A 23,713-nucleotide genomic window follows, 5' to 3' on the forward strand; every position below is an offset into this window, starting at 1 on the left:
GATCGCTATATTAAGTAATTATTTAACAGGCAACATATGTTGACGTTGTTCTTGTTCGACTTCCTTCCGGACTCGTTGGTTGATATTGATTTTTGCATTGATGAATGTGAAAATCACAGCTCCATATTCTCTTGCATACTTGTTTGTAATGGAGTCTGACCGTATAGATTGTACAAAATAAGGCGCGGTTTCGTTCATTTCAGATTGGTTTTCCCATGAATTTTTTATGCGAATCAAGTTGCGAAATTCATGGCTGAAATCAAACCAATTGATATAATCAGCGTTGAAGGTAACTGCACGGATTCCAAGTTTGGAATAATAATTTATAGCGCCCGCCTGACCATAGTTATCACAAAGTATGAGCGTATTTTGTGGATTGGGAATTTTGCTATAAATGTCATCGACTTTTTTGGCGAGCTCCTGCCAGCCCAGCATATCCGCAAAATCTTGCGGAAGTTGATGGTCTTTACCATCCTCCCAGGTCAACATGCCAATTTTGCGGTATTTTTCGGGATGGTTCGCAATATATTGTGGGCTCTTGTTGGGGAATGTCAGCAAATAAGCAGGAATAAAGAAAACAGGAGGTAGTGCAATTAAAAGGGGGCTTAAAATTCTTCCAGCCTTATTCTCTAAAAGTGTTGAGATATAGACTGCACCAAAAGCAAAATAAATGGGATATATACCGATTGCGTAATAATCTTTGGCTTTTAAAAATAGAAAAATACCAATTGTAATAAAAAAAGACAAAAAGAATAGCCGATATTTTCGAAATGCGGGATAACATAATAAAGCATATAATCCAAAGCCAATAACAGGAAAAGTTCCGAAAAAAAATAGAAATTGAGATCGGAGAAAGCTCCATCTGTTGACATTGATGAGCTGGGTTTCCGCAAGTTCTTTGAAATGATAAAAAACAGGGAAATTGTTCATGTATTGCCAGATTAAATTAGGGAGGATGATCAAAAAAGCAATTAGCATACTATAATAAAGTTTGCTATTGCATAATATTTTACGTTCTGGAACAGCTATAATGGCTGGTATAAGCCCTAGGATCAAAAAGGCGATATTATATTTGTTTAAAAATCCCAGGCCAAAGGCTACCGCAATAAAGTATAGCCATTTAGGATGTTCGCTGTTGAGATACTTTATGATAAAATAATAGATCAATGTCCATGACAGAACATCAAATGAATTGGGTTGATACAGCGTGTTTAAACGAAATAAGACCGAAAAACTAACACAACATGTACCAAATAGCAAGGCAAAGAGATTTCCTTTGAGTTCTTCAATGGTTTTCCAGACGACTAGAATGGTTAGCGCTCCGAACAGTGCAGGGAAAAATTTGATCCAGAATACTGAGTTTCCTAAAATCTTAATGAGGTAGGAAAACCATGAGGTCAACGGCGGAACGGACAAATATCCCCAAGCCAAGTGATTGGCCTGATCTAAATGTAAAAACTCATCCCGATGTAAATCATATATTGGACTTATCAATTGATATTGAATAATAAACTTTAGCAGGATAAGTCCTGCAAGAATAAGATGTCTTTTCATTTGGGAACGGATTTGTCCATAAGCTCCAGTTCTATTTTCTTTCGATCGTTGATGTCCGATTGTCATCTTTTATTTTGGTCACTTCTGCCCGCGCTTCCGAAAATAATCAGATTCAAGGTTTAAATATACGCTATATTTTGGCTTACGGGTTCTTTAGCCCATTTTGTATACCATTTAATTGGCTTGTCGATAATTTTTTTCAAATATTATGCCATGATATTGACGCTCAGTGCGCTTGATGGATGCAGAAAGGTTATTCATCAAAAAACTGCGTTTCCGATAAGTGAGTCCGAGTATTTAGCCTATTTTCGGTAACCATTCGAGAACCATTCCTACCTGAATCGCTCTTTAAACATGCCCGAGGGCAATTGTGAGGGTGATCTGGCTAGGATGTGAACGTGGTTTTAATAAGTATAACACGGACTCAGCACGGACTCACTCCGGAAACACCAGGGATTCATCCTGCGGCTGTCACGACTGAAGCATGTTGCAGGTGGGGATAGGAGGCATTACGAAACTGCATAAAAACAGTCTTAGATCATAAGCGATGGTTGACCATGGGACTGTTTGTATGCACATTTATTAAAAAAATGATCGTATAGTCTAAAAATTCTGTGAATCGGCAGAAGGGCCGTAACTTGATGGTAAAGGAATATTATTCAGCCTATAGTAGACACCTAGTTGTGCCCTGTGATGTGTGATCTGATTTAAAGAGTGACGGATTGCCTCATATTTTGTCCAGCTTGCCAGTTTTTGCCCCGCATTCTTGATCGTCCAACTTGGATTTAAATCATCTTCGACTGCATTTTCCAAGGCTATTTTGCCCGCTTCATAGTCTTGGTCTAATTTCTGGAGCAATTCTTCACGCGTTGATAGGATAGTGGGTGTATAACCTCCATCAGCAAAGTCGAGTTCAGTTGTTTTTAAAATTGTACTTGGCCATTCAAACACCTCCACTAAATGCGTAGCTAAGGGCATTATTTTCATGCTTTTTTCATGTGGGGCATAGTCATTTTTGCCTTCTGGAAAAAGTTCAATAAAATTTTTGGTGATCTGGTACTCATTTTCAAGTTCAGATTTTAGTTGTTGAAGTGTGTTCATCTTGTTTTGGAATATATTAGTTTAATTTTAGATGTATTCATCTTGTTTTTTTCCATCCTTTTAAACAAAGAATCAGTCATTCTGTTTTTTGTATGCTAGGTCAAAGATAGGTTTGGATATTGACAGCTATATGTCAGTATGGATTCGGAGGAAAGAGATTTTTACAAAAAAACCGCTTGAAGCAGGGAACTTCAAGCGGTCTAACCTAACCAATTATTAACCTAAATTATGAGTTTTATATCATGCGATTTCTGTGCCAAAGATCATTTTTGACAGGTGCCGTAACGTAACAAATCTATTGTTTTTGGTTTAAGTGGATAACGGGCAGACTTTGGGTGATATAGTCAGCGTGATATCGCTTTGCTTTTCATTATTAAGACGCAAAAAAATAAGGCGAGAGCAATGAAAAAGCACTGCTAAATGTGAATAATATTGTTTTTGATGTTGTTTTCAATAAAATTTATGGTTTTATCAACCTGTTGTTGTGTTTTATATTGTTTATGGCGAATATTGTTGTAGCGTTTTTTGTCTTTCCATATCGTCATACTGACAAAAAGAAGGGGATGATATGAAGGTAGGAGGATGAATATTGTGTAATAAACCAAAATAAATATAAAAAAATGAAAAAACTAGTATTGTTAATGACTGCGGTTATTTTTATGATAACTGCCGCCTTTGCTCAGATTCACAAACCGGTAAAATGGACTGTAGCTAGCAAAAAGCTGAACAACAAAGAGGCAATCGTCTATGTAAAAGCGACCATTCAAAACGGCTGGCATATTTATTCGCAAAACGTAAAGGATGGCGGACCTATTCCGACTTCATTCACATTTGCTAATGCGACCGATTATGTATTGGCAGGAAAGACTGCTGAGCCAAAACCGAAAGTAAAACACGAAGAGGTTTTTAAAATGGATGTGGGATATTTTACAAATGAGGTGATCTTCCAACAAAAGGTAACGTTGAAAAAAGGAACAGCAACTGTAAAAGGTAGCGTGGAATGGCAGGCATGTGATGCATCACAATGTCTTCCGCCGGATGAATATGCTTTTGCAGTAACGATCAAATAACAAAATATATTTTTTTATCCCGTAAAAATCCCATTTATAGCGTTATAGATGGGATTTTTTATAATTATTAATTTTTTTCAATATAGCACAAAATAAGTTGCACAATACTGCGTTAATAATGCAAATACTTTTCATAAAATAGGTTAATATATGGCTAAGACCCTAGAGTTCCCCGCTCTAGGGCTTTTTTATGACCTATTTTTTTTGCCTTCTATTCGAGATTAATAATTTCTGCGAGCAAGGTGGTTCGCAGGTTGGGAGTATATCCAATTTTCGAAGAGCACATTGGGAGTTTTTATTGATTAGGTTGGAAAAGAAAACAGTTTTTATGAAATAGATAGTGCGGCAATATAATGTTTCTTGAAAGTGGTTACGTCACATAAATGTTACTAAAATTAACTTCGTGCATACTATTATTTTTTTTAAAACGTTAATTATTTGGTAATGCTTAACGTTTTAATGTAAATGTTTTCATTAAAATATTTTTTATTAATCATTATCGATAGTTAATAGGTGATATATACTTAAAGTTTTCATATGAAATCTAGTGCTAACCAATGTAACCTTAAAGGACTGTATTATGTTCTATCCTTATTTTTTTTGTGCAGCAATTTAATTTTTCCCGCAATAGTGGTCGCCCAGCAAAAGACCGTCACCGGTAGGGTGATTGACGCGACCACCAAGTCGCCTTTACTTGGAGTCACCGTAAAGCTTAGCGACACAAAAAATGTGACAGTGAGTACGGATCAAAGGGGAGGCTTTGTATTGGACGATGTAACAATAGGGCAATCCATTACTTTTTCATTTGTGGGCTATTCGACTCAGACGATAAAAATAGATTCACGCTCAAGCTATACGATCGCACTAGTTGCCGTTTCCAATCTGATGGAAGAGACTGTTGTGGTAGGATACGGGCGTCAGAAAAAACGGAACCTAACAGGATCTATCGTTTCGGTAGGTGCTTCAGAAATTGCCAAAACAACATTGCAGGATCCCATTTCAATTTTGCAGGGAAGGGCTGCGGGCGTGCAGGTTTCGTCCAATTCTGGAGCACCAGGTGGTGAGATGAGTATTCGTGTCCGGGGGAGTTCCTCATTGAACTCGGGTAATAATCCACTTTTTGTTGTAGATGGTATTCCGCTCGAATCCAATTCCATTTCTTCTTTAAACGGTACCGAAAATTCTGGGCTAAACCCGATGACGGATATCAATCCAAATGATATCGCTTCAATTGAGATTCTTAAAGATGCGGCCTCTACTGCGATTTATGGGTCTAGAGCTGCCAATGGAGTTGTGATGATTACAACGAAACGAGGTGCTGAAGGGAGACCCGAAGTGATATTAAATGCCACTACGGGAGTGAGTTCCCTGACTCGCAAACTTAGTGTTTTGAACGCAAGGCAATACCGGGAAGCAGTTTTGGATTCCTATCGAGGGATGGCCAAACCTGAGGAACCGTTTTATACAATTATAGATTCGCTCAACCCCATGAACAGCGGCGATGTGGACTGGCAGGATGAGTTGATGCGTTCAGCAAAGCAATATAAGCTGGATCTCTCTGTACGAGGCGGGAACCAAGGGACAAAATATGCTTGGAGTTCATCTTATTTGGATCAGGATGGTGTGATATTAAACTCCAATTACAAGCGATTTACCTCCCGATTGAATGTCGACTTTACGATTTCGGACCGTATCAGGATAGGTCAGAGTATTTCTTATACAAATGCAGTGAACAACCGGACAAATGCGGCGGGCTCAGGGAACCTAAGTATTATCCGGAGTTTATTGATACGGCCGCCTATTATGTCGATGTATCTACCCAATGGATCATTGAATGGTTACATGATCGGGCAGCGAAATCCCGTTGGGATGGCATTGTTTTCGACCAATTTGAACAAGAGTAACCGGATCGTTGGAAGCCAGTACGTGGAAATAGATTTATATAAGGATCTTAAGTTCCGAAGTAATGTAAATTTGGATTATATTTCAATGAAAGAAGACGAATTTATGCCATCCATATTGGATTACCGTGAGGGGTATAATAAAGGGGCTGTACGATCTTCTGGAAACCTTACCTGGGGTAATGAGAGTTATTTTACCTATGCTAAAAATATAGCTAATGCGCACAATATTGGGGCGGTATTGGGAATGAGTTTTCAAAAATGGCGTTATGACCGGACAGGCCTGGATGGTGAATACTTTCCAAGTGATGATATCCGTACATTGAATGGAGCATCTATCATTTCAAATCAAGGTGTTAATATTGCTTCCGAACATGCCATGCTTTCTTATTTCGGTCGGGTAACCTATGATTATTTAGGTAAATATTTGTTGGAATTCAACCTTCGTACGGACGGCTCTTCCCGTTTTGGTCGTAACCGACGGTTCGGATTCTTTCCATCAGCGTCGGCGGGTTGGCGTTTTGTTGAGGAAAAAGGGATCAAGGACTTGGGCTGGCTAAGTGATGGTAAGCTGCGTTTTAGTCTTGGAAGTACCGGAAACGAGGCGATCGGCGACTATACCTCAAGAGGTGAGTTTACTTTAGGAACGAATTATCTGGATTTTTCGGGAGCGGCACCAACAGTAATGCCCAACCCAAGCCTTACCTGGGAAACAACACGTCAATATAACCTTGGTCTGGAGCTTGGCTTTTTTAAAAACAGAATCCTGTTTTCTACCGATGCTTACCTGAAGAAAACGAAAGATCTGCTTTACAACGTACCTATTCCCGGAACCACGGGATTTGAATTTATTACACAAAATATAGGGTCAATTGAGAATCGAGGATTAGAGTTTAGCCTACAGACCCGTAATCTGGAGGGGGCTTTTAGCTGGAACACAAATATAAACGTTAGTTTAAATAGAAATAAGGTTACGTCCTTGCCTAAGAATCTCCTGACTGGCGGTCATATTCAAAATGGGGCTTTCCACATTCTACAGGAAGGCTTGCCTATCGGTGTATTTTATGGTTGGCGTTTCCTTGGTGTGTATGCACGTGATGAAGACAATACAAGTGGGCTAACAAATGGAGCAAACGGTCCTGCATTCGTTGGTGGAGATCCCATTTGGAAGGATATCAACAATGATAATATGATCGATCAAAACGATCGCGAGATTATTGGCTACGCGGAGCCAAAGTATTTTGGAGGAATCTCCAATGATTTTAGCTATATGAACTTCCATTTGAATGTGTTTTTCCAATATTCTTTTGGTAATCAGATTTATAGCGAATTGAATCATCAGCGCAATTCAATTGTTCGTTACAATAATCTGTCCACGGACGCGCTCAATCGCTGGCGGGAACAGGGAGATCAGACGGACTTCCCGCGGTTGATTCGAGATGATCCCAAACAGTCGGATAGTCGGGTGCAGAGTAGATGGGTTGAAGATGGATCTTATCTGAAATTAAAAAATGTCAATTTAAGATATTCTTTTGATCCCAGCTGGAGCAAACGTATTGGTCTACGTAAGCTCGATGCTTTTGTTACGGCTACAAATCTGATTACCTGGACAAAGTATACAGGTTTTGATCCCGATGTCAATTCCTATTCTGGTCTCCGAGTGGGGTTGGATGAGGGCTCTTACCCACAGAGCCGCACATTTATGCTTGGTTTAATCCTTGGTCTTTAATAAATCGTGATGAAAAATTTGTTAAAATATACCTTTTATTCTCTTTTATTTTTATCCGTTTGCGGTTGTTCGAACTCGTTACTGGATAAGGAGCCTATTAGCAATGTTTCTGGACAGGGCTACTATAAAAAGCCCAGTGATGCTCAGGCTGGCGTTAATGGGATCTATAATGGTCTTCAAGCTCTATTCCGTCAGAACTTTGCTTACTGGGGCGAGGGGCGGGCTGATAATATTGTGACCCGCCATGCCGGTGATCCTGCTGCGCTGCAACAGAACACATTGACTCCGGTTATCAATTCGGCGCGCTGGGATAATTTTTATACAGTTATATCCCGTGCCAATTATGCGATCAAATATATTCCACAGGCATTTGGAACCGAAGATAGCGAACAAAAAAGGCAATTACTTGGGCAGGCTCATGCGTTAAGAGCATTAGCTTATTTTTACTTGGTTCGGATATGGGGGCAAGTACCCTTGGTTACGGAACCATACGAGGGATTGGATCAAGATCTGTTTGTCAAGAAGAACACTGAGGCGGAGGTATTGACTAAGGTGGAAGCAGATCTAATCTTGGCGACGGAGAATTGTGCTTCAAGTTATTCAGGTGCCAGAAACCGCGTGATGATTACCAAAGGGGCGGCTTATGCTTTTCTGACACAGCTCTATATGTGGCAAAAAAAGTATGCACAAGCGCTAGAAATGGCTGAAAAAGTACTTGCGGACCCGCAGTATGCCTTGGTGCCCATTGAGGATTGGAATAACATCTTTGTAAAAGGAAGCAGTACCGAGAGTATTTTTGAGGTCGGGTACAATGAAGTGCAACCCAATAATCTTCGTGTATGGTATGCTAATGGATCGGATAGTGATTATGTCCCAAGTGCGGGTTTTATCGCATCAATCGAACCTCACGATCTTCGCAAACCTCGTATTTACGATGTGTCCCAAGTTCAGCCCCGTAAGATATGGAAGTTTTTTGGGCAAGGATTTAATGACGAGAGTCCAGAACCTTCCGCAGGCAATATTGTATTAACGCGATTAGCTGATATCCTTCTGCTAAAGGCTGAGGCACATGCCAATTTAAATCAGCCTGTTGAAGCATTGGGCCTACTGAACCGTATCCGTACTCGTGCGGGACTTCCAGTTTTGGATCAAAATAAGGCGCAAAGCCAATTCGGAAGTTTAGTTGGCAGTATTTTGCATGAAAGATCTGTAGAACTTTGTTTTGAGGGACACCGTTGGTTTGATCTCCTGCGAAATGAAATTGCTATTTCGACAATGAAACCGATCAATGGTCTCTCCGATAAACGAAATTTGCTGTGGCCAATACATGAAGGTGAACTTCTTAAAAACCCAAATTTGCAACAAAATGAATTTTATAGATAATCTTATGAAGAAGATAAAATATATTGTTATTTTTTTTCTATGCGGTTTTGGTACACTGTCATTGTTTTCTAGTTGCGAAATACAGGAAAGCTTCGAATATGACTACGCAGAAGACAATAGTAAACTGAATATGTCAGCATGGACATATATTCAGGGGCAGGATTCATTATCCTTACTGAAACAAGCTATCTTGCAATGTAAGGATGAAGCATTGTATGAACGTAAGGAAAAAGCGACCTTTATTCTGCCCACGAATCAAGCTTTTACGGCATATCTAAAAGAAAATAAATACGACAATATTGCCGCTATTCCGGTACCGATATTAAAGGATATTTTGCGTTACCATATTGTAAAGGCGGTCGTGAATTTTAGCGATCCTGCCTTGGCTCCGAGTAACAAACCAATTGCTTATACGACTGAAAAAGGTCAAACGATGTACTTGTCTCATACCAGTACTTATGTGGGGCTGATCAATGAAGGGACCAACAACCAATGGCAAATCCGCACATCTAATTTAGTTCCGGATAATGGTGTCATCCATATCGTTGATCACATCGTATTTTTATCCGAGAAGACGTAATGAGCATATTGATGATCTGTTTTCTCCATAATGTTTGTGTGGAAAACATTATCTAGAGTTTATTGTTTTGTCTTATAACAAACTAAACAATAGGCCAGTAAATTATGGGTGATTATATGCTAAACCGAAGAAACTTCCTTCTGGGTGCAAGTGCTTTTGTTACTTTATCCGCTTTAGAAGCTAAAGGATTGTCCCTTGAACCTCTAGCGAAAACTATCAAGGTCGGACTGATCGGGGCGGGTTGGTATGGAAAAAGCGATCTATTTAGGCTAATGCAGGTCTGCGATGTCAATGTAGTGGCGATTTGCGATGTGGATAGCCGTCATTTGGAGGAGGCCGGGCGATTGGTCGGAGAACGCCAACGCTCAGGGCAGATTCCAAAGCTTTACAAAGATTATAGGAAGATGCTTGCCGATCATCAATTCGATCTCATTCTGATTGGCACGCCTGATCATTGGCATGCGAGACAGGCCATAGATGCGATACGTTCGGGAGCACATATCTATTTGCAAAAACCTGTTAGTGTTGATGTACTTGAAGGGGAAGCAATACTACGATATGCACGAAAATATAATAAAAAAGTACAGGTAGGAACACAAAGGCGGAGTACAGCACATTTGATTGATGCAAAGAAGCAGATTATAGACCAAGGTTTACTTGGTAAGATATCGCATGTGGAAATGTGCTGTTATTATCATATGAGAAGGAACGGTAATCCGGCATCGGAGCCTGTCCCGGACTTTCTTGATTATGAACTATGGACTGGACCAGCTCCTTTACGACCTTACGACGGCTTACCTCACGGGGGCTGGTGGCGAACTTTCATGGAATATGGAAATGGTATCACAGGTGATATGGGTATGCATATGTTTGACACTGTCCGTTGGTTATTACAACTCAAATGGCCAACGAAAATTAGTGCAACGGGTGGAATCTATGTGCAAAAAGAGGGAAAGTCGACTATTGCGGATACACAGACAGCTGTATTTGAATATGATGAACTTAATTGTATATGGCAACACCGTACGTGGGGTAATCCTGTGGATCCAGAATATCCCTGGGCGTTTATTATCTATGGAGATAAAGGAACGCTAAAAGGAAGTGTGATGAAATATGAGTTTATTCCAGTAGGTAAAGGTACTCCGATTAAAAAAGACGTGGTTTATGAAAAGGAAAAATTTCCGGCTGATCTGGAGGAGCCTAGGATTGAACTGCACACCGCTCCTGCTACACGGCAACATCTATTGGATCTATTGTCTGCAATAGAACATGATCGATTGCCTGTAGCTGATATCGAAGAGGGCTATATATCGACAGCCTGTTGTATACTTGCCAATATTGCTATGCAATTAAATAGACCATTGCGATATGATCCATTGAAAAAAATATGCACAGATGATCCCGAAGCAACCAAGTTGTTGAAAAGACCTTATCGAATGCCCTGGCAACATCCTTATCTGTCCTAGTAATAAATTATGATATGGTGGTTTAGTATGTCGATTTCACATGATCTTTATTGACCATTGTGGTGCTGCCAGTTTTGAATTTTTTATGTCGTCATTTTGAGCAGCCCGCTCCCTAACTCGCCTGCCTGTATGATGCTACTCCAAAAGTCTCCCCTCCTCGTAGGAGCAAATGATCCTGTTTTTTTGGTTGTGAAACCAATGGTCTGAGATTTCCCTTTTAAATATGCTCGTATCGATTACATCGTAATATTTTACATGTTTTTACGCGTTTTATACATCTCGGATCTAATTTATATTATTTCTTTTGTTTAAAGATCAATTGTCAAGCGACTGTCAGGCGGCCTAAGGAAATTTTGCTGCTTTTTCAACTCGTCAAGTACCTAGAAAAGCAGATGTGCAGAAAGTAGTTATTTTCCCGCACATCGTAATGCAATTGAAAAACCATGGATTATTGAACTTCGATAGAAATAGAATTATGAGTCTAGAGGACAACGCAATATTGCTCTTACAATTGGCTGAGGGGAATCAAAAGGCATTCGAAAAGCTCTATTATAACTATAGAACTCAGATTTTTGGCAGAATATTAAAGCAGGTCAGATCGGTGGAGTTTGCGCAGGATATCGTTCAGGATGTATTTGTAAAGGTCTGGCAGAATAGAGCGCAGATAGATGTTTCAAAAAATTTTAAATCCTATCTCTATACAATTGCACAAAGTACAGTCTACGATTATTTTCGGAAAATAGCTTCAGACCAAGCTAAATGCGATCAATTGATGATTCTATCGAGGGGCACATGTTCAAATAATATTGAAGATGGAGTCTCTTATAAAGAAATGGAGAAATACCTCAATGATATATTGGATATTATTCCCGAGCGATGCCGGGAAGTCTATGTACTCTGCAAACTCGAGGGCAGGAGCTATGACGAGGTGTCCAAACTTTTGAATATTTCTACAGCAACCATCAACAATCATATGGTTAAAGCGTCGAGTATTATTAAATCACATTGGAATTGGAATTACTGTTGCTTTCTTATGATGTTGTTTGCAGATTATCATCCGATATTTCTTACCTAGCGCTTTAATCGTCGCTGTTTTTCTTGCGATTTTTTTTAAAGAATACCACTCGATATTTTTATTTAGGTCATGAAAGTGATTCTGCCCTTCATACTATTCAACTCAATAAAATATGCTTTAATAATTCAGGAGAGAGCCCAACAGCTCATGTGTTTGCAGATAATTATTATTTTTTTTCGATTCGGCATAGTTGATATTTTTTTTGCTTACGTATAAGAGGTAAAGTAAGACCAATTATACTGTGGAACAAACCAAATTAATAAGCTTATATAGAAGATACATCGCTAAACAATGTACAGATGAGGAGATCCATCTGCTCATGCATTATATGCGACAAAAGGAGCATACAAAGCTTTTCAAGGAACTGATCTTAGAAGATTTGCAGCTTGAAGATGAAATCGAGTTAGATGAAGATGCCAGAATGGCTATTCAGCGGCTTGATGAATATTTCGATCGTGAATATTTTCATCAGAATCGGAAAAAGAGTAGTAGGAGATTATTCCCGTGGCTATCAATCGCAGCTGCAGCTTCAATAATCTGTGCAATTTCGGTATTATGGTACACTCATGGTGATAATGAATCTGAGCCTGTGGGAATAACGGAAAATCAAAGCACGCTGATAACAAGTAATGGTAAAGAGATAAAGCTTGATGGTACCTCCAACATTGAATTATTGCGGGAAAATGGTGCAGTGATTTTACAGGATAGTTTAGGAGATATCCATGTTAAAACACTGGATAGTCTATCAGGTCTTAAACGTCAAATCAATTATCAAACCATCCGGACAGCCAAGGGCAGACAGTCACGTATTTATCTTACCGACGGTAGTGCTGTGGTTTTAAATTCTGATTCACAGCTCAAATTCCCACTTTTCTATGCTGAAGGTCAACGGGAGGTCGAACTTCAGGGAGAAGGATTTTTCGACGTGGAATCTAACAAACATAAGCCCTTTATCGTTAAAACGCACGATCAACGTATCAAAGTATACGGAACCAAGTTTAATGTAAATAATTATGAAAATGAACAGACAACCAAAACCACATTATTTCACGGTAAAGTGTCTGTGCAGAATCTGATCGGATCCACTCCGCAGAAGGAGTACATCCTTAAACCGGGTGAACAGATTGTCCTCGATAAAAAATCCAAAGCTTTAAAACAAGATAAGACTGAAAACGAGGAGCAGGTATTGGGATGGAAAAATGGCGTGTTTGTTTATGATAATGCGACATTAAAAGAGATTATGCGGGATTTTGCTAGATGGTATAGCATTGAGGTGGATCTGGAATCCCTTCCAGCACTTACATTTAGTGGAACTATACCTAGAAATTATGAACTGGACAGAGCGCTGAATGTTATTGCGCGAACAGCAAATATCAAGATTAACCGAATTGGAACTACACTAAAATTTGAAAAATAGATGGGGAAAAAAACTTAAGCAAAGAAGCCGACAGTACTGCCATACCGTCGGCACACATTAGGGTAATACAAAATTTTCTAAAAACCTAACATCACAAAAGTATGAATTTAAAAGTTCAATACAAGCATTTGTATTGTTTATTACAGCGCCTATTTTGGCCTGCAATATGTACTCGCAAGCATCTAATCATAATGAAGCTAACATTTGTAATTACATTTTTATGTTCAATTTCGGCATTTGCGGAAGGCTATGGCCAACGTATCAATATCGAGTTGAAAAATGCAGCGGTAGAATCTGTGCTGAAAGAGATCAAGAAACAATCGGGCTACGATATGTTCTATAATATCGATCTGATCAGCCCCTTGAAAAAGACAAATTTTCGAGTGAAGAATGCTACACTTGAGGATGCCTTGAAGGAAGTTACAACTAATTTAGGTCTAGCGTATGCGATAGAAGATAGAATGATTATCATCTCCAAAAGAAAAGAGAACCGGATCATTCAACATTCGATTAAAGGTACAGTTTCCGGAGAAGGAGATAAAAAATTACAGGGTGTATCTGTTGTGGAAAAAGGGACAAGCAATGGAACGACAACAGATGTTGATGGAAATTATAGTATCAAAGTATCCAACCCTAGGGGAGTTCTTATCTTTTCTATTGTTGGTTATGCGAGAAAAGAAGTGCCGATTGATGGGCTTCAACAGATAGATGTACAATTAACGGAGGATAAGAGCGAATTGGATGAGGTGGTCGTTGTCGCTTATGGACAGCAGAAAAAAGAGAGTATGGTCAGTTCCATTACAACAATCAATCCGAAAGAATTGAAGGGGCCGACCAGCAATCTGACGACGATGCTTGCAGGAAGACTTTCTGGGGTCGTTGCCTTTCAGCGGAGTGGTGAACCTGGCGCCGATAATGCACAGTTTTTTATCCGTGGGATCACAACATTTGGAAGTGGGAAGGTAGATCCATTGATTTTGATTGATGGAATGGAATCCACATCTAACGATTTGGCAAGGTTGCAACCTGATGATATCTCCGGTTTTTCCGTCTTAAAAGATGCGGCGGCATCCTCGCTTTATGGAGCCAGGGGGGCGAATGGAGTCGTATTAGTGACCACAAAATCCGGCGTAACAGGCAAAACAAAGTTCAATGTACGTGCAGAGAATTCGATTTCATCGAATACACAAAATTTCAAATTGGCCGATAACATTACGTATATGAAATTGGCGAATGAAGCTGTACTGACTAGAAATGCGCTTGAAGACTTACCTTACAGTCAGAATAAGATTGATCGTACTATAGCAGGAGATAACCCTTTTCTTTATCCTAATAATGATTGGATCGATTTGTTGATCAAAGATTATACGATCAATCAGCGATTTAATATGAATATGAGCGGGGGCGGGAAAAATGCACAGTTTTATATTGCGGGAACCTATAATGTAGATAATGGAGTGTTAAAGTCCGACCATAAAAACAAGTTCGATAACAATATTAACCTGAAAAGCTATCAGATCCGTTCGAATGTCAATGTTAAACTGACACCTACAACAGAAGGGATTGTGAGAACTTCGGGGAGTTTTGATGATTATCAAGGACCAATTGGCGGTGGGGGGAATATCTTTCAGGGCGCAATAGCGGCAAATCCTGTTAATTTTCCAGCTGTTTTTCCGGCATCTGATATGCCTTTTGCTGAACATCCTTTATTTGGAAACGCCAGAATTAACGGACAGACAGAGGCGATGTATTTCAATCCCTATGCGGAGATGGTTTCAGGATTTCAGCAATCAAATTCCTCGACATTAAATGTACAGCTCGAAGTTAAGCAGGATTTTAAATTCCTGACAGAGGGCCTGAGTGCAAGAGTTATGGCTTATACACAACGCTATTCTTATTTTGATGTGCGTAGGAGATATACTCCTTTTTATTATCGTGCAAACGCAACCAGCACGGAGGGTGATAAATATACTTTGGAGTTGTTGAATGAGAAAGATGCAACAGAGTATTTGGATTTTAAGCCTGGAACGAAGGTTGCAAATACAGTTTCCTATCTAGAGGCCGCGGTTAACTATAATCACACTTTCTCAGAAAAACATAGTGTCGGTGGTTTGTTAGTTACCCAACTGCGGAGTTTTGTATCAGGTGATGCAGATAAGCTTCAAAATTCGCTGCCTTATAGAAATCAGGGACTTTCGGGAAGGTTTACTTATGGTTATGACGGTAGATATCTGCTCGAAGCAAATTTTGGATTAAATGGCTCTGAACGTTTTGCGAAAAATCATCGTTATGGCTTCTTCCCTTCGATCGGTGTGGCCTGGAATGCTTCCAATGAGGAGTTTTTTAGACCATTAAGACAGGCAATAACAAAGCTAAAATTCAGAGCAACTTATGGATTGATCGGTAATGACCAGATAGGTGATCGCAATGACCGTTTCTTTTATTTATCGGATGTAAATCTGAAAGATGGTGCTCACGGATCGTCTTTTGGTACCAATTATATCTACAGCAAACCTGGGGTGACGATTTCTAGATATGCAAATGAAGCGATTACCTGGGAACAAGCATCGACTGTCAATCTGGGGATGGATCTTAGCCTGTTTAATAGTGTCAATATTATTCTGGATGCATATAAAACGCATAGAAAAAATATTCTAATGAACCGGTCTTATATTCCTACAACAATGGGCTTATCAGCTGGTATACGGGCTAATGTGGGCGAGGCCGAAGGAAAAGGTGTAGACCTCTCCGTAGATTATAATAAGAATTTTGGCGATATGTGGATCCAGGCAAGAGGAACGTTTACCTACGCGACGAGTAAATTACTTGTCAATGAAGAACCTAATTACCCATCCAATTTAGCATACCTTTCCAGAATCGGTCGTTCGCTTAGTCAGGGCTATGGACTGATCGCCGAACGGCTATTTGTCGATAATGAAGAGGTGAAAAACTCTCCGGTTCAGAATTTTGGGGAGGTCATGGGAGGTGATATTAAATATCGAGATATGAATGGAGATGGCGTAATTACATCACAGGATTATGTTCCGTTGGGGCTGCCTACAGTACCTGAAATTATCTACGGTTTTGGACTATCTGTCGGTTATAAGCAATTTGATCTTAGTGGATTCTTTCAGGGCTCTGGCAGGTCATCATTCTGGATTGACCCGGATAAAACAAGTCCTTTTGTTATGAATGGCCCCTATCAGCATGGTTTACTACAAGCCATTGCCGACGATCATTGGTCAGAAGAGAACGGGAACATTTATGCGTTCTGGCCTCGCTTGAGTCCGAATCTGAACCGGAATAATCTTGAATCTTCCAGTTGGTGGATGCGTAACGGCTCATTTTTACGGTTAAAAACAGTGGAATTGGGCTATAACCTCTCGAGCAAAATGCTTGATAAAATGGGGGTAGGGCCAATCAGACTTTATTTAAATGCCAGTAACCTGTTCGTTAAAAGTAGCTTTAATCTCTGGGATCCGGAGATGGGCGGTAATGGCCTCAGATACCCGCTTCAAAAAGTCTACAATTTCGGATTAAATGTCCAATTCTAATACAAAAAAGAAATTCAATATGAAAAGATATACGATTCGTTTGACCCTTTCGGCGGCCTTGCTGCTATTTATGATGAATTCCTGTAAGAAAAATTTTCTAGATGTGGTTCCGGACAATGTCTCTACCATCGACCATGCTTTTTCAAACCGGAATGAAGCCGAGAAGTTTTTGTTTACCTGTTATGACGGCTTGCCGAGAGAGGGACATCCGGAGATGAATCCGGGTATGAACACGGGCGATGAGTTTTGGATTTATTGGCCAATGCATAGCAGTGAAGATTATTCGACCCTATCTCCGTATAATATTGCCAGGGGACTTCAAAATAGAAACCAGCCAGAAATGAATTATTGGGATAGTTTTGACGGGAAGTCTATGTGGAATGGAATTCGGAACTGTAATATATTCCTTGAAAATATCGATCGAGTCAAAGATGTTGAACCTTATATGAAAGATCGTTGGATTGCTGAAGCAAAATTTTTGAAGGCTTATTTTCATTGGTATTTATTCAGAATGTATGGCCCTATACCTGTTGTTGATAAAAATTTGCCAATTAATGCCTCGCCTGACGAAGTAAAGGTAAGTCGTCAGTCTACCGATGACGTTGTAAATTATATCGTTGGTCTACTCGATGAGGCCGCTGCCGGTGAGGGAAGTGTTGGGCTACCAGAAAAAATATTGGACCAAAGTACAGAGCTTGGGAGAATAACCAAACCGATTGCTTTGGCAATTAAGGCCAGAATACTGGTTACTGCAGCAAGTCCCTTGTTCAATGGAAATCCGGATTTTGCAAATATTAAGAACCGCGATGGAAAAACACTATTTAATGCAACCTATGATCAAAAAAAATGGGATAGAGCCTTAGAGGCATGTAAACTAGCCATCACTGCCGCCGAAAAAGCCAATATCGGTTTGTATCGCTTTAATTCACCAGGGAACCCCGTTGATGATTTCACGAAAACGGAAATGAGCATCCGAAATGCCGTATGTGAAAAATGGAATACAGAGCTGATCTGGGGGACAACCACCAAGCCGGACGACACCTGGACCTTGCAACTTTATGCTAGCCCACAGCTTGATCCGAATGTAGCCAATCCAAGCTTAAAGGGGCAGCTGGCACCTACCTTGAAAATGGCTGAATTATTCTATACAAAAAATGGTGTTCCCATTACAGAGGATAAAACTTGGGACTATGTCAATAGATTTCAGCTGCGGACTGCAACAGCTGCGGATCATGGGATACAGAATGGCTATCAGTCAGTTGGACTGCACTTTGACAGAGAGCCGCGCTTCTATGCGGATATGGCATTTGATGGGTCGACATGGTATATGGAAAATGGGAATTTTAACATTAAAGCCAAATCGGGACAGCATTCCGGGAAAAAGCAAACTCGTATATATTCAGTAACAGGTTACTATACCAAGAAACTGGTGAACTGGAAAATGGTCGCAACACCGATAAATGTAGTTGTTGAGCGCTACCCTTGGCCTGTGGTGCGACTAGGAGATCTTTATTTGCTGTATGCAGAAGCATTAAACGAAACGGATAATAAGACTCTTGCATTGGAATATGTGAATAAGGTAAGAGATCGGGCAGGGCTTAAATCCGTTGAGTCTTCGTGGGCTAACTTTTCTAAGAATCCAAATAAATATACCGATAAAAATGGTTTAAGAGAGATTATACAGCAGGAACGTTTAATTGAAATGGCCTTTGAAGGCAGCCGTTTTTGGGATCTCAGACGCTGGAAAAAAGCTGGAGAGATCCTGAATCAGCCTATTTATGGCTGGGATGTGATTCGGTCAGAATATGTCGATTATAACCGAAGGATATTATTATTCAATCAAAGTTTTAACAGTCCGAGGGATTATTTTTGGCCGATAAAAGACGATAATATCTTAGTAAATCCGAATCTGGTTCAAAATGGAGGCTGGTAAAAAGCTAGATAAAACTTAGTATTCAAAATCAATCATTAGAAAAGAACAAAAATGAAACGATTAATATATATGTTGTATGTAGGACTGTTGTTCGTCGGAACAATCGGTTCCTGTCGTAAAACGGAGGTAGGGACAATAGACAAAAGTGATACGCAGGCTCCGGGACCTGTGAGCAATGCCAAGGTTGAGAATTTAAATGGAGCCGCCAAAATAACCTATAGCTTACCACAAGATGATGACTTATTGTATATAAGGGCTGAGTATACCACGAAACAAGGGGTCGTTAGGAACACAAAGGTTAGTAGGTATTTGGATAGTGTTGTTTTACAGGGTTTTGCCGATACAGATGTTTACGAGGCAAGGCTATATGCTGTGGATAAAAGTGAAAATGTTTCTGTCCCATTAGTAGTCAAAGTACAACCCAAAACACCGCCTTTTGAGCTTGTTAAACAAAAGCTAGTCGCTAGTGCCGCTTTTGGCGGGTTGGATGTTGGTTATCAGAATGTAACTGAATCGGATGTCGCCATAGTTATTTTAGCAAATGATAAACTTGGCAATTTTGTGCCATTGAAAACGCTGAATACCAAGCTAAAAACGGGGACTTTCGGTGCAAGAAATCTCGCTTCAGTAGAAACCCGATTTGGACTGATGGTACGGGATCGCTGGGGTAATTTATCTGATACTACTTATGTGACTTTAAAGCCTTTCTTTGAAGCACAATTGGATAGAACAAAAATGAAAGGAATAAATATAAATGGTACAGATGCGAAGAATTATCCTGGAAATGAAGTGGAATATCTTTTTGATGGTGATGTAAGTAATAAAACAGCTTATCATACCATTGATCCGGTAAGTATGCCCCAATGGTTTACCTTTGATATGGGGCAAACTGCTAAGTTGAGCCGTTTAGTCTGGTTTATGAGGCAAGGGTGGTATTTTCATCTTCATAATCCGAGAAAAGTGGAAATATGGGGTTCAAACAATCCGAGCCCGGACGGTAGTTTCACTAATTGGATATTATTGGCCGAACACGAGCAGATTAAACCATCGGGGTTGCCTCCAGGGCAAAATTCTAATGCTGATATTGAAGCGGCGTTAGAAGGAGAGACCGTAAATATCCCCGTGGATGCTCCCGCAGTAAGGTATATCCGATTTAAAACATTGCGCAATTGGTCAGATGGAGTTTATGTGAATTTCACTGAATTAGCTGTGTGGGGAAACCCACAATAGGAATTTATTATAATGATAATTAATAGTGAAAATATGAAAATGACTAAATATCTGACCTGTTTCTTCCTTGTCACCGTAGGATTATATATGAATTCCTGTACCAAAGAAGATGAGTATAAAAAAATAACAAAGGATGGCGAAATTTATTACCCAGGTCGAGCGGATACAGTATTCGTCCATGGTGGTAATAATAGAATTAAATTACAGGTTGTTTTGGGAAACGATCCATTGATAACCAAAGTTAAGGCATTTTGGAATAATTATGCTGACTCAGCCGAAGTTGACGTTGTAAAAACAACTGGCAGAGATACTGTTGATATGCTAATCAATAATCTTTCTCAAGGCACCTATTCTTTTGATGTATATACGTATACCGGGTCTAAAGCTAAATCAATAGTAAAACAAGGAACTGGTATGGTGTATGGGGATAATTATCTAAAGGTATTATCTAACCGTACGGTGAAGACTTTAACTTACTCATTGGATGGAAGCAAGCTCTTTATTGACTGGAATTCTCCATTGGAGGGTGAAAAGTCCATCGAATTAAAATATACTACTGAAACTGGTACTACCCAAACCATAGTGGTTCCCGGTGGAAGTTTGAAAACGGAGATTTCGGGCTTTAAGAGCAGTACTAAGCTTATTTACAAATCTATATTTTTACCTGAACCCAAGGCCATAGATGAGTTCTCAGTAGCACCGAGTGAGGTCGCACTTCCAGCATTCGAGCGCGAAGTGGATAAGGCAAACTTTAAGGTATATTCGCTTCCAACAGATGTTCGGGATAATTGGGGTTGGCTGATGGAATATCTTTGGAATAAAGATTATGACGGCAAAGGCTTTGCTTCCACTGAAGGGTCTTCGCAATGGTTTACTTTTGATATGGGGGAATCTGTTTCTATTAGCAGGTTTAAAACCTGGCAGGCTGCTGACCGTATCTTTAAAGCTGAGAATGTGAAGAAATTCGAAATCTGGGGCAGTAATAATCCGGCTCCAGATGGTTCTTGGGCAAGCTGGACAAAATTGGCCGAATGTCAGTCCATAAAACCTTCGGGATTACCGGTCGGACAAACAACAGACGCAGACATCAACTACGCAAAAGCGGGCGAAGAATTTGTACTTCCTCCGGGAACGCCTAAAACGAGGTATATCCGAGTTAAAGTGCTGGAAACTTGGGGTGGAGGTACATTTATCACCATGGGAGAACTGACTTTCTGGACAAGTGATCGGATCGTAAAATAAAAACCATTTTGGTATCCGCTAATACAAAGAATATTCAGGGTAAAACCGTCTGATTTTTACCCTGAAATTTATGCAAAATTCAAACAGGTATATATAATGAAATCAACTATGTTTAAAAACACAATTACAACACTTTACTTAGCTCTTGCAGTCAGTGCGGCTTTCGCGCAGACAAATGCTGGTTCATCTAAACTAATTAAGATCGACGGAAATGGTAGCGGACGGCTTTTTGACGGGGTCGGCGCTGTGAGTGCTGGCTCTTCATCAAGATTATTAATAGATTATGCCGATAAATCCAGAAGCGATATTTTAGATTACCTGTTCAAACCGAACTTTGGTGCTGGCTTTACTTACCTTAAGACTGAAATTGGGGGGGATGGTAATACTACCTGTGGTTCGGAGCCAAGTTTTGCAAGAACAAGGGCCGAAATGGAAAAACCCCATTACAATCGTGGATTTGAGTACTGGCTGATGCGTGAAGCTGCAAATAGAAATCCGAATATAGAACTCGATGCCTTGGAATGGAGCATGCCCGGATGGTTTAAAGGGGTATGGTCACAGGATAATGCCGACTACCTGGTCAAGTTTATTGAGGGTGCAAAACACTGGGGACTCAAGATGAAGTATATTTCAGGTTGTTGGAATGAACGCGATTATAACAGAGATTGGATTGTCAATGTTTTAAGACCTACACTCGATCGAAATGGCTTTAAAGATATTAAAATAAATGCGCCCGAAGGTGCTGGTAAGGCGTGGGAAATCAGTGATTTGCTGGTTAAGGACTCTGTGTTCAGAAATACAATTTCTTCGATCAGCTATCATTATCCGGACTCCTATATGTGGGGATATAGAGGTGAAGAACCAAACCCAAATTCTGTTTTGACAGAATTACCTCTATGGTCTGGTGAGGATTTTTCATTGCCTGGAGCATCCTGGAGAAACACGACCTATCTAGCCAAGAACATTCTAAAGTGTTACATCAAATGGAAAATAGTGAAAGTAAACATGTGGTGTCCGATTGCTTCAATGCCTGATATTTCTTGTTTTTCTAATGTAGGCTTGATGAAAGGGACTACGCCCTGGTCGGGATATTATGAGGTGTGGCCAACGATCTGGGCGGTAGCGCATTTTAACCAGTTTGCCAAACCGGGGTGGAAGTACCTCGATAGTGGCTGTGGGGAATTCAGTGGTGACGGTGCTTACTGTACTTATAAAAACATGGATGGCAGCAATGATTATAGTATTGTGGTGGTCAGTGGTTCAGAGGGGCAGAAATTAACATTCAATATCGCTGATCTTCCTAAAGATAAGTTGCATGTGTGGAAGTCGGACAGTAAAAGCCAATTTGTACAACAGGAAGATGTTTCTGTAGTCAACGGAGAAGTTACATTAGCTGTTGATCCGGAGAGTATTTATACGATTACGACAACGACAGGCCAGCAAAAGGGAGCGCATACTATTCCTAAAGAAAAAGCCTTCCCAACAAAATACAGTGATAATTTTGATAATTACTCCTTAGAAAGAGCGCCGCTTTCGCCAAAATATTTTTATGACAACTCGGGAGCTTTTGAATTAGCACAATCCGAAGGGAATAATAAATACTTAAGACAATTGCTCGTAAACGATATCACCCACTGGATTCCGGATGAATGTGCATATACTTTCGTTGCGCAAAATACAGAATGGGAGCAGGGCGAGATTTCTTCTGATGTTTTTGTCGAAAACGATGCCTTTAATGGAGTTGGCTATGCCGGACTAATTTTGAGAGGCGCCTATGATAAAGCCAATCAATCAAATATTCCTTTCGGCTATCGCTTTAATATCTATAAAGATGGTACATGGAAACTTCAGACAAAGAAAAATATACTTGCAAGTGGAAATGTGGATGCCAGTAAATGGCATAAACTAAAGTTGACCGGAAAAGGAAACAATATCAAAGGTTATATAGATGGTCGCCTCGTTGTCGATGTACAGGATGATACCTATTCAATTGGCGCAGCCGGTTACGTATCGGGCTTTAATTTTGCTGGATTCGACAATCTTGTCCTTAACTACACGCCAGCTTCAGGTCAATTGCTGTCCGCATGGAAACCAGCTACCTCTCCAGCTGATCCCGTGGGACATAGCTTGATTGGTGCATTTGATGGAAATAGCCTTTCCAAGTGGAGTCCAAAAGCTGATGGTACCGAACAGCATCTGGTCGTGGATCTTGGTTCTGTACAGAAAATCAAAAGATGTGAAACCTTTACGGATTTTGTGGATAAAGGAGCACAATACAAAATTGAGTATTCCGCCGACAATGTAAAATGGTCTGTTTTTGCAGATAAAACCAACAACGCTAAAATATCAATTCCATGTTTTGCTGATGAGGGCAATGCCAACGCAAGATGGGTACGATTGACAGTGTTACCTGCAAAAGATAAGACTATTGCCAATATCTATGAATTTAAGGTTTATGGAGATTAACTAGCTTTCCAC

General features: G+C 40.0%; 14 protein-coding genes. 12 read left to right on the forward strand and 2 right to left on the reverse strand.

The window, feature by feature from the left end; translation table 11 throughout:
• Nucleotides 1–18: 18 nt before the first annotated feature.
• Nucleotides 19–1,554 (reverse strand): glycosyltransferase family 39 protein, encoded by a 1,536-nt coding sequence (locus BWD42_RS11065; RefSeq protein ID WP_077436980.1) that lies wholly within the window; start codon nucleotides 1,552–1,554, stop codon nucleotides 19–21.
• Between the two features lie 603 nt (nucleotides 1,555–2,157).
• Nucleotides 2,158–2,655, reverse strand: a complete 498-nt coding sequence (locus tag BWD42_RS11070; RefSeq protein WP_077436248.1) for a DinB family protein — start codon at nucleotides 2,653–2,655, stop codon at nucleotides 2,158–2,160.
• A gap of 620 nt (nucleotides 2,656–3,275) precedes the next feature.
• On the opposite strand from BWD42_RS11070, the gene BWD42_RS11075 reads away from it, so the two are divergent.
• The 12 genes from BWD42_RS11075 to BWD42_RS11130 all read left to right on the forward strand — a co-directional run bounded on the left by BWD42_RS11075 (nucleotide 3,276) and on the right by BWD42_RS11130 (nucleotide 23,701).
• On the forward strand, nucleotides 3,276–3,725 hold the full coding sequence (locus tag BWD42_RS11075) for a protein-disulfide reductase DsbD N-terminal domain-containing protein (protein WP_077436250.1): 450 nt from the start codon (nucleotides 3,276–3,278) through the stop codon (nucleotides 3,723–3,725).
• Nucleotides 3,726–4,262: 537 nt separating this feature from the next.
• Nucleotides 4,263–7,355: a SusC/RagA family TonB-linked outer membrane protein gene (locus BWD42_RS11080; protein ID WP_077436252.1), complete on the forward strand. Its 3,093-nt coding sequence runs from the start codon at nucleotides 4,263–4,265 to the stop codon at nucleotides 7,353–7,355.
• A 9-nt stretch (nucleotides 7,356–7,364) separates the two neighbouring features.
• A complete protein-coding gene (locus tag BWD42_RS11085) occupies nucleotides 7,365–8,738 on the forward strand; it encodes a RagB/SusD family nutrient uptake outer membrane protein (protein ID WP_077436254.1) in 1,374 nt (457 codons plus the stop codon).
• Between the two features lie 4 nt (nucleotides 8,739–8,742).
• On the forward strand, nucleotides 8,743–9,318 hold the full coding sequence (locus BWD42_RS11090) for a fasciclin domain-containing protein (RefSeq protein ID WP_254846220.1): 576 nt from the start codon (nucleotides 8,743–8,745) through the stop codon (nucleotides 9,316–9,318).
• Between the two features lie 104 nt (nucleotides 9,319–9,422).
• Nucleotides 9,423–10,784, forward strand: a complete 1,362-nt coding sequence (locus tag BWD42_RS11095; RefSeq protein ID WP_077436258.1) for a Gfo/Idh/MocA family protein — start codon at nucleotides 9,423–9,425, stop codon at nucleotides 10,782–10,784.
• 475 nt (nucleotides 10,785–11,259) lie between these two features.
• Nucleotides 11,260–11,859 (forward strand): RNA polymerase sigma factor, encoded by a 600-nt coding sequence (locus BWD42_RS11100; RefSeq protein WP_175992028.1) that lies wholly within the window; start codon nucleotides 11,260–11,262, stop codon nucleotides 11,857–11,859.
• 241 nt (nucleotides 11,860–12,100) lie between these two features.
• Nucleotides 12,101–13,276 carry a FecR family protein gene (locus BWD42_RS11105; protein ID WP_077436262.1) on the forward strand — a complete coding sequence of 392 codons (1,176 nt, stop codon included), beginning with the start codon at nucleotides 12,101–12,103 and terminating at the stop codon, nucleotides 13,274–13,276.
• A gap of 191 nt (nucleotides 13,277–13,467) precedes the next feature.
• Complete coding sequence (locus BWD42_RS11110) at nucleotides 13,468–16,830, forward strand: TonB-dependent receptor (RefSeq protein WP_077436264.1); 3,363 nt, start codon at nucleotides 13,468–13,470, stop codon at nucleotides 16,828–16,830.
• 19 nt (nucleotides 16,831–16,849) lie between these two features.
• Entirely contained in the window at nucleotides 16,850–18,763 is a 1,914-nt protein-coding gene (locus tag BWD42_RS11115) for a RagB/SusD family nutrient uptake outer membrane protein (RefSeq protein WP_077436981.1), read from the forward strand.
• A 51-nt stretch (nucleotides 18,764–18,814) separates the two neighbouring features.
• Nucleotides 18,815–19,993, forward strand: a complete 1,179-nt coding sequence (locus BWD42_RS11120) for a DUF5000 domain-containing lipoprotein (RefSeq protein WP_077436266.1) — start codon at nucleotides 18,815–18,817, stop codon at nucleotides 19,991–19,993.
• A gap of 33 nt (nucleotides 19,994–20,026) precedes the next feature.
• Entirely contained in the window at nucleotides 20,027–21,235 is a 1,209-nt protein-coding gene (locus BWD42_RS11125) for a DUF4998 domain-containing protein (RefSeq protein ID WP_175992029.1), read from the forward strand.
• A 108-nt stretch (nucleotides 21,236–21,343) separates the two neighbouring features.
• On the forward strand, nucleotides 21,344–23,701 hold the full coding sequence (locus BWD42_RS11130; RefSeq protein WP_175992030.1) for a discoidin domain-containing protein: 2,358 nt from the start codon (nucleotides 21,344–21,346) through the stop codon (nucleotides 23,699–23,701).
• Nucleotides 23,702–23,713: the final 12 nt, after the last annotated feature.

Origin of the sequence: Sphingobacterium sp. CZ-UAM (assembly GCF_002000245.1) — a bacterium.
GTDB lineage: Bacteria > Bacteroidota > Bacteroidia > Sphingobacteriales > Sphingobacteriaceae > Sphingobacterium.

Excerpts from the sequence above, each read along its gene's own strand:
- BWD42_RS11075 (WP_077436250.1), top strand. The coding sequence starts at position 3,276 with ATGAAAAAACTAGTATTGTTAATGACTGCGGTTATTTTTATGATAACT.
- BWD42_RS11065 (WP_077436980.1), bottom strand. The coding sequence starts at position 1,554 with ATGAAAAGACATCTTATTCTTGCAGGACTTATCCTGCTAAAGTTTATT.
- BWD42_RS11125 (WP_175992029.1), top strand. The coding sequence starts at position 20,027 with ATGAAAATGACTAAATATCTGACCTGTTTCTTCCTTGTCACCGTAGGA.
- BWD42_RS11115 (WP_077436981.1), top strand. The coding sequence starts at position 16,850 with ATGAAAAGATATACGATTCGTTTGACCCTTTCGGCGGCCTTGCTGCTA.
- BWD42_RS11095 (WP_077436258.1), top strand. The coding sequence starts at position 9,423 with ATGGGTGATTATATGCTAAACCGAAGAAACTTCCTTCTGGGTGCAAGT.
- BWD42_RS11100 (WP_175992028.1), top strand. The coding sequence starts at position 11,260 with ATGAGTCTAGAGGACAACGCAATATTGCTCTTACAATTGGCTGAGGGG.
- BWD42_RS11130 (WP_175992030.1), top strand. The coding sequence starts at position 21,344 with ATGTTTAAAAACACAATTACAACACTTTACTTAGCTCTTGCAGTCAGT.
- BWD42_RS11110 (WP_077436264.1), top strand. The coding sequence starts at position 13,468 with ATGAAGCTAACATTTGTAATTACATTTTTATGTTCAATTTCGGCATTT.
- BWD42_RS11085 (WP_077436254.1), top strand. The coding sequence starts at position 7,365 with ATGAAAAATTTGTTAAAATATACCTTTTATTCTCTTTTATTTTTATCC.
- BWD42_RS11080 (WP_077436252.1), top strand. The coding sequence starts at position 4,263 with ATGAAATCTAGTGCTAACCAATGTAACCTTAAAGGACTGTATTATGTT.
- BWD42_RS11090 (WP_254846220.1), top strand. The coding sequence starts at position 8,743 with ATGAAGAAGATAAAATATATTGTTATTTTTTTTCTATGCGGTTTTGGT.
- BWD42_RS11120 (WP_077436266.1), top strand. The coding sequence starts at position 18,815 with ATGAAACGATTAATATATATGTTGTATGTAGGACTGTTGTTCGTCGGA.
- BWD42_RS11070 (WP_077436248.1), bottom strand. The coding sequence starts at position 2,655 with ATGAACACACTTCAACAACTAAAATCTGAACTTGAAAATGAGTACCAG.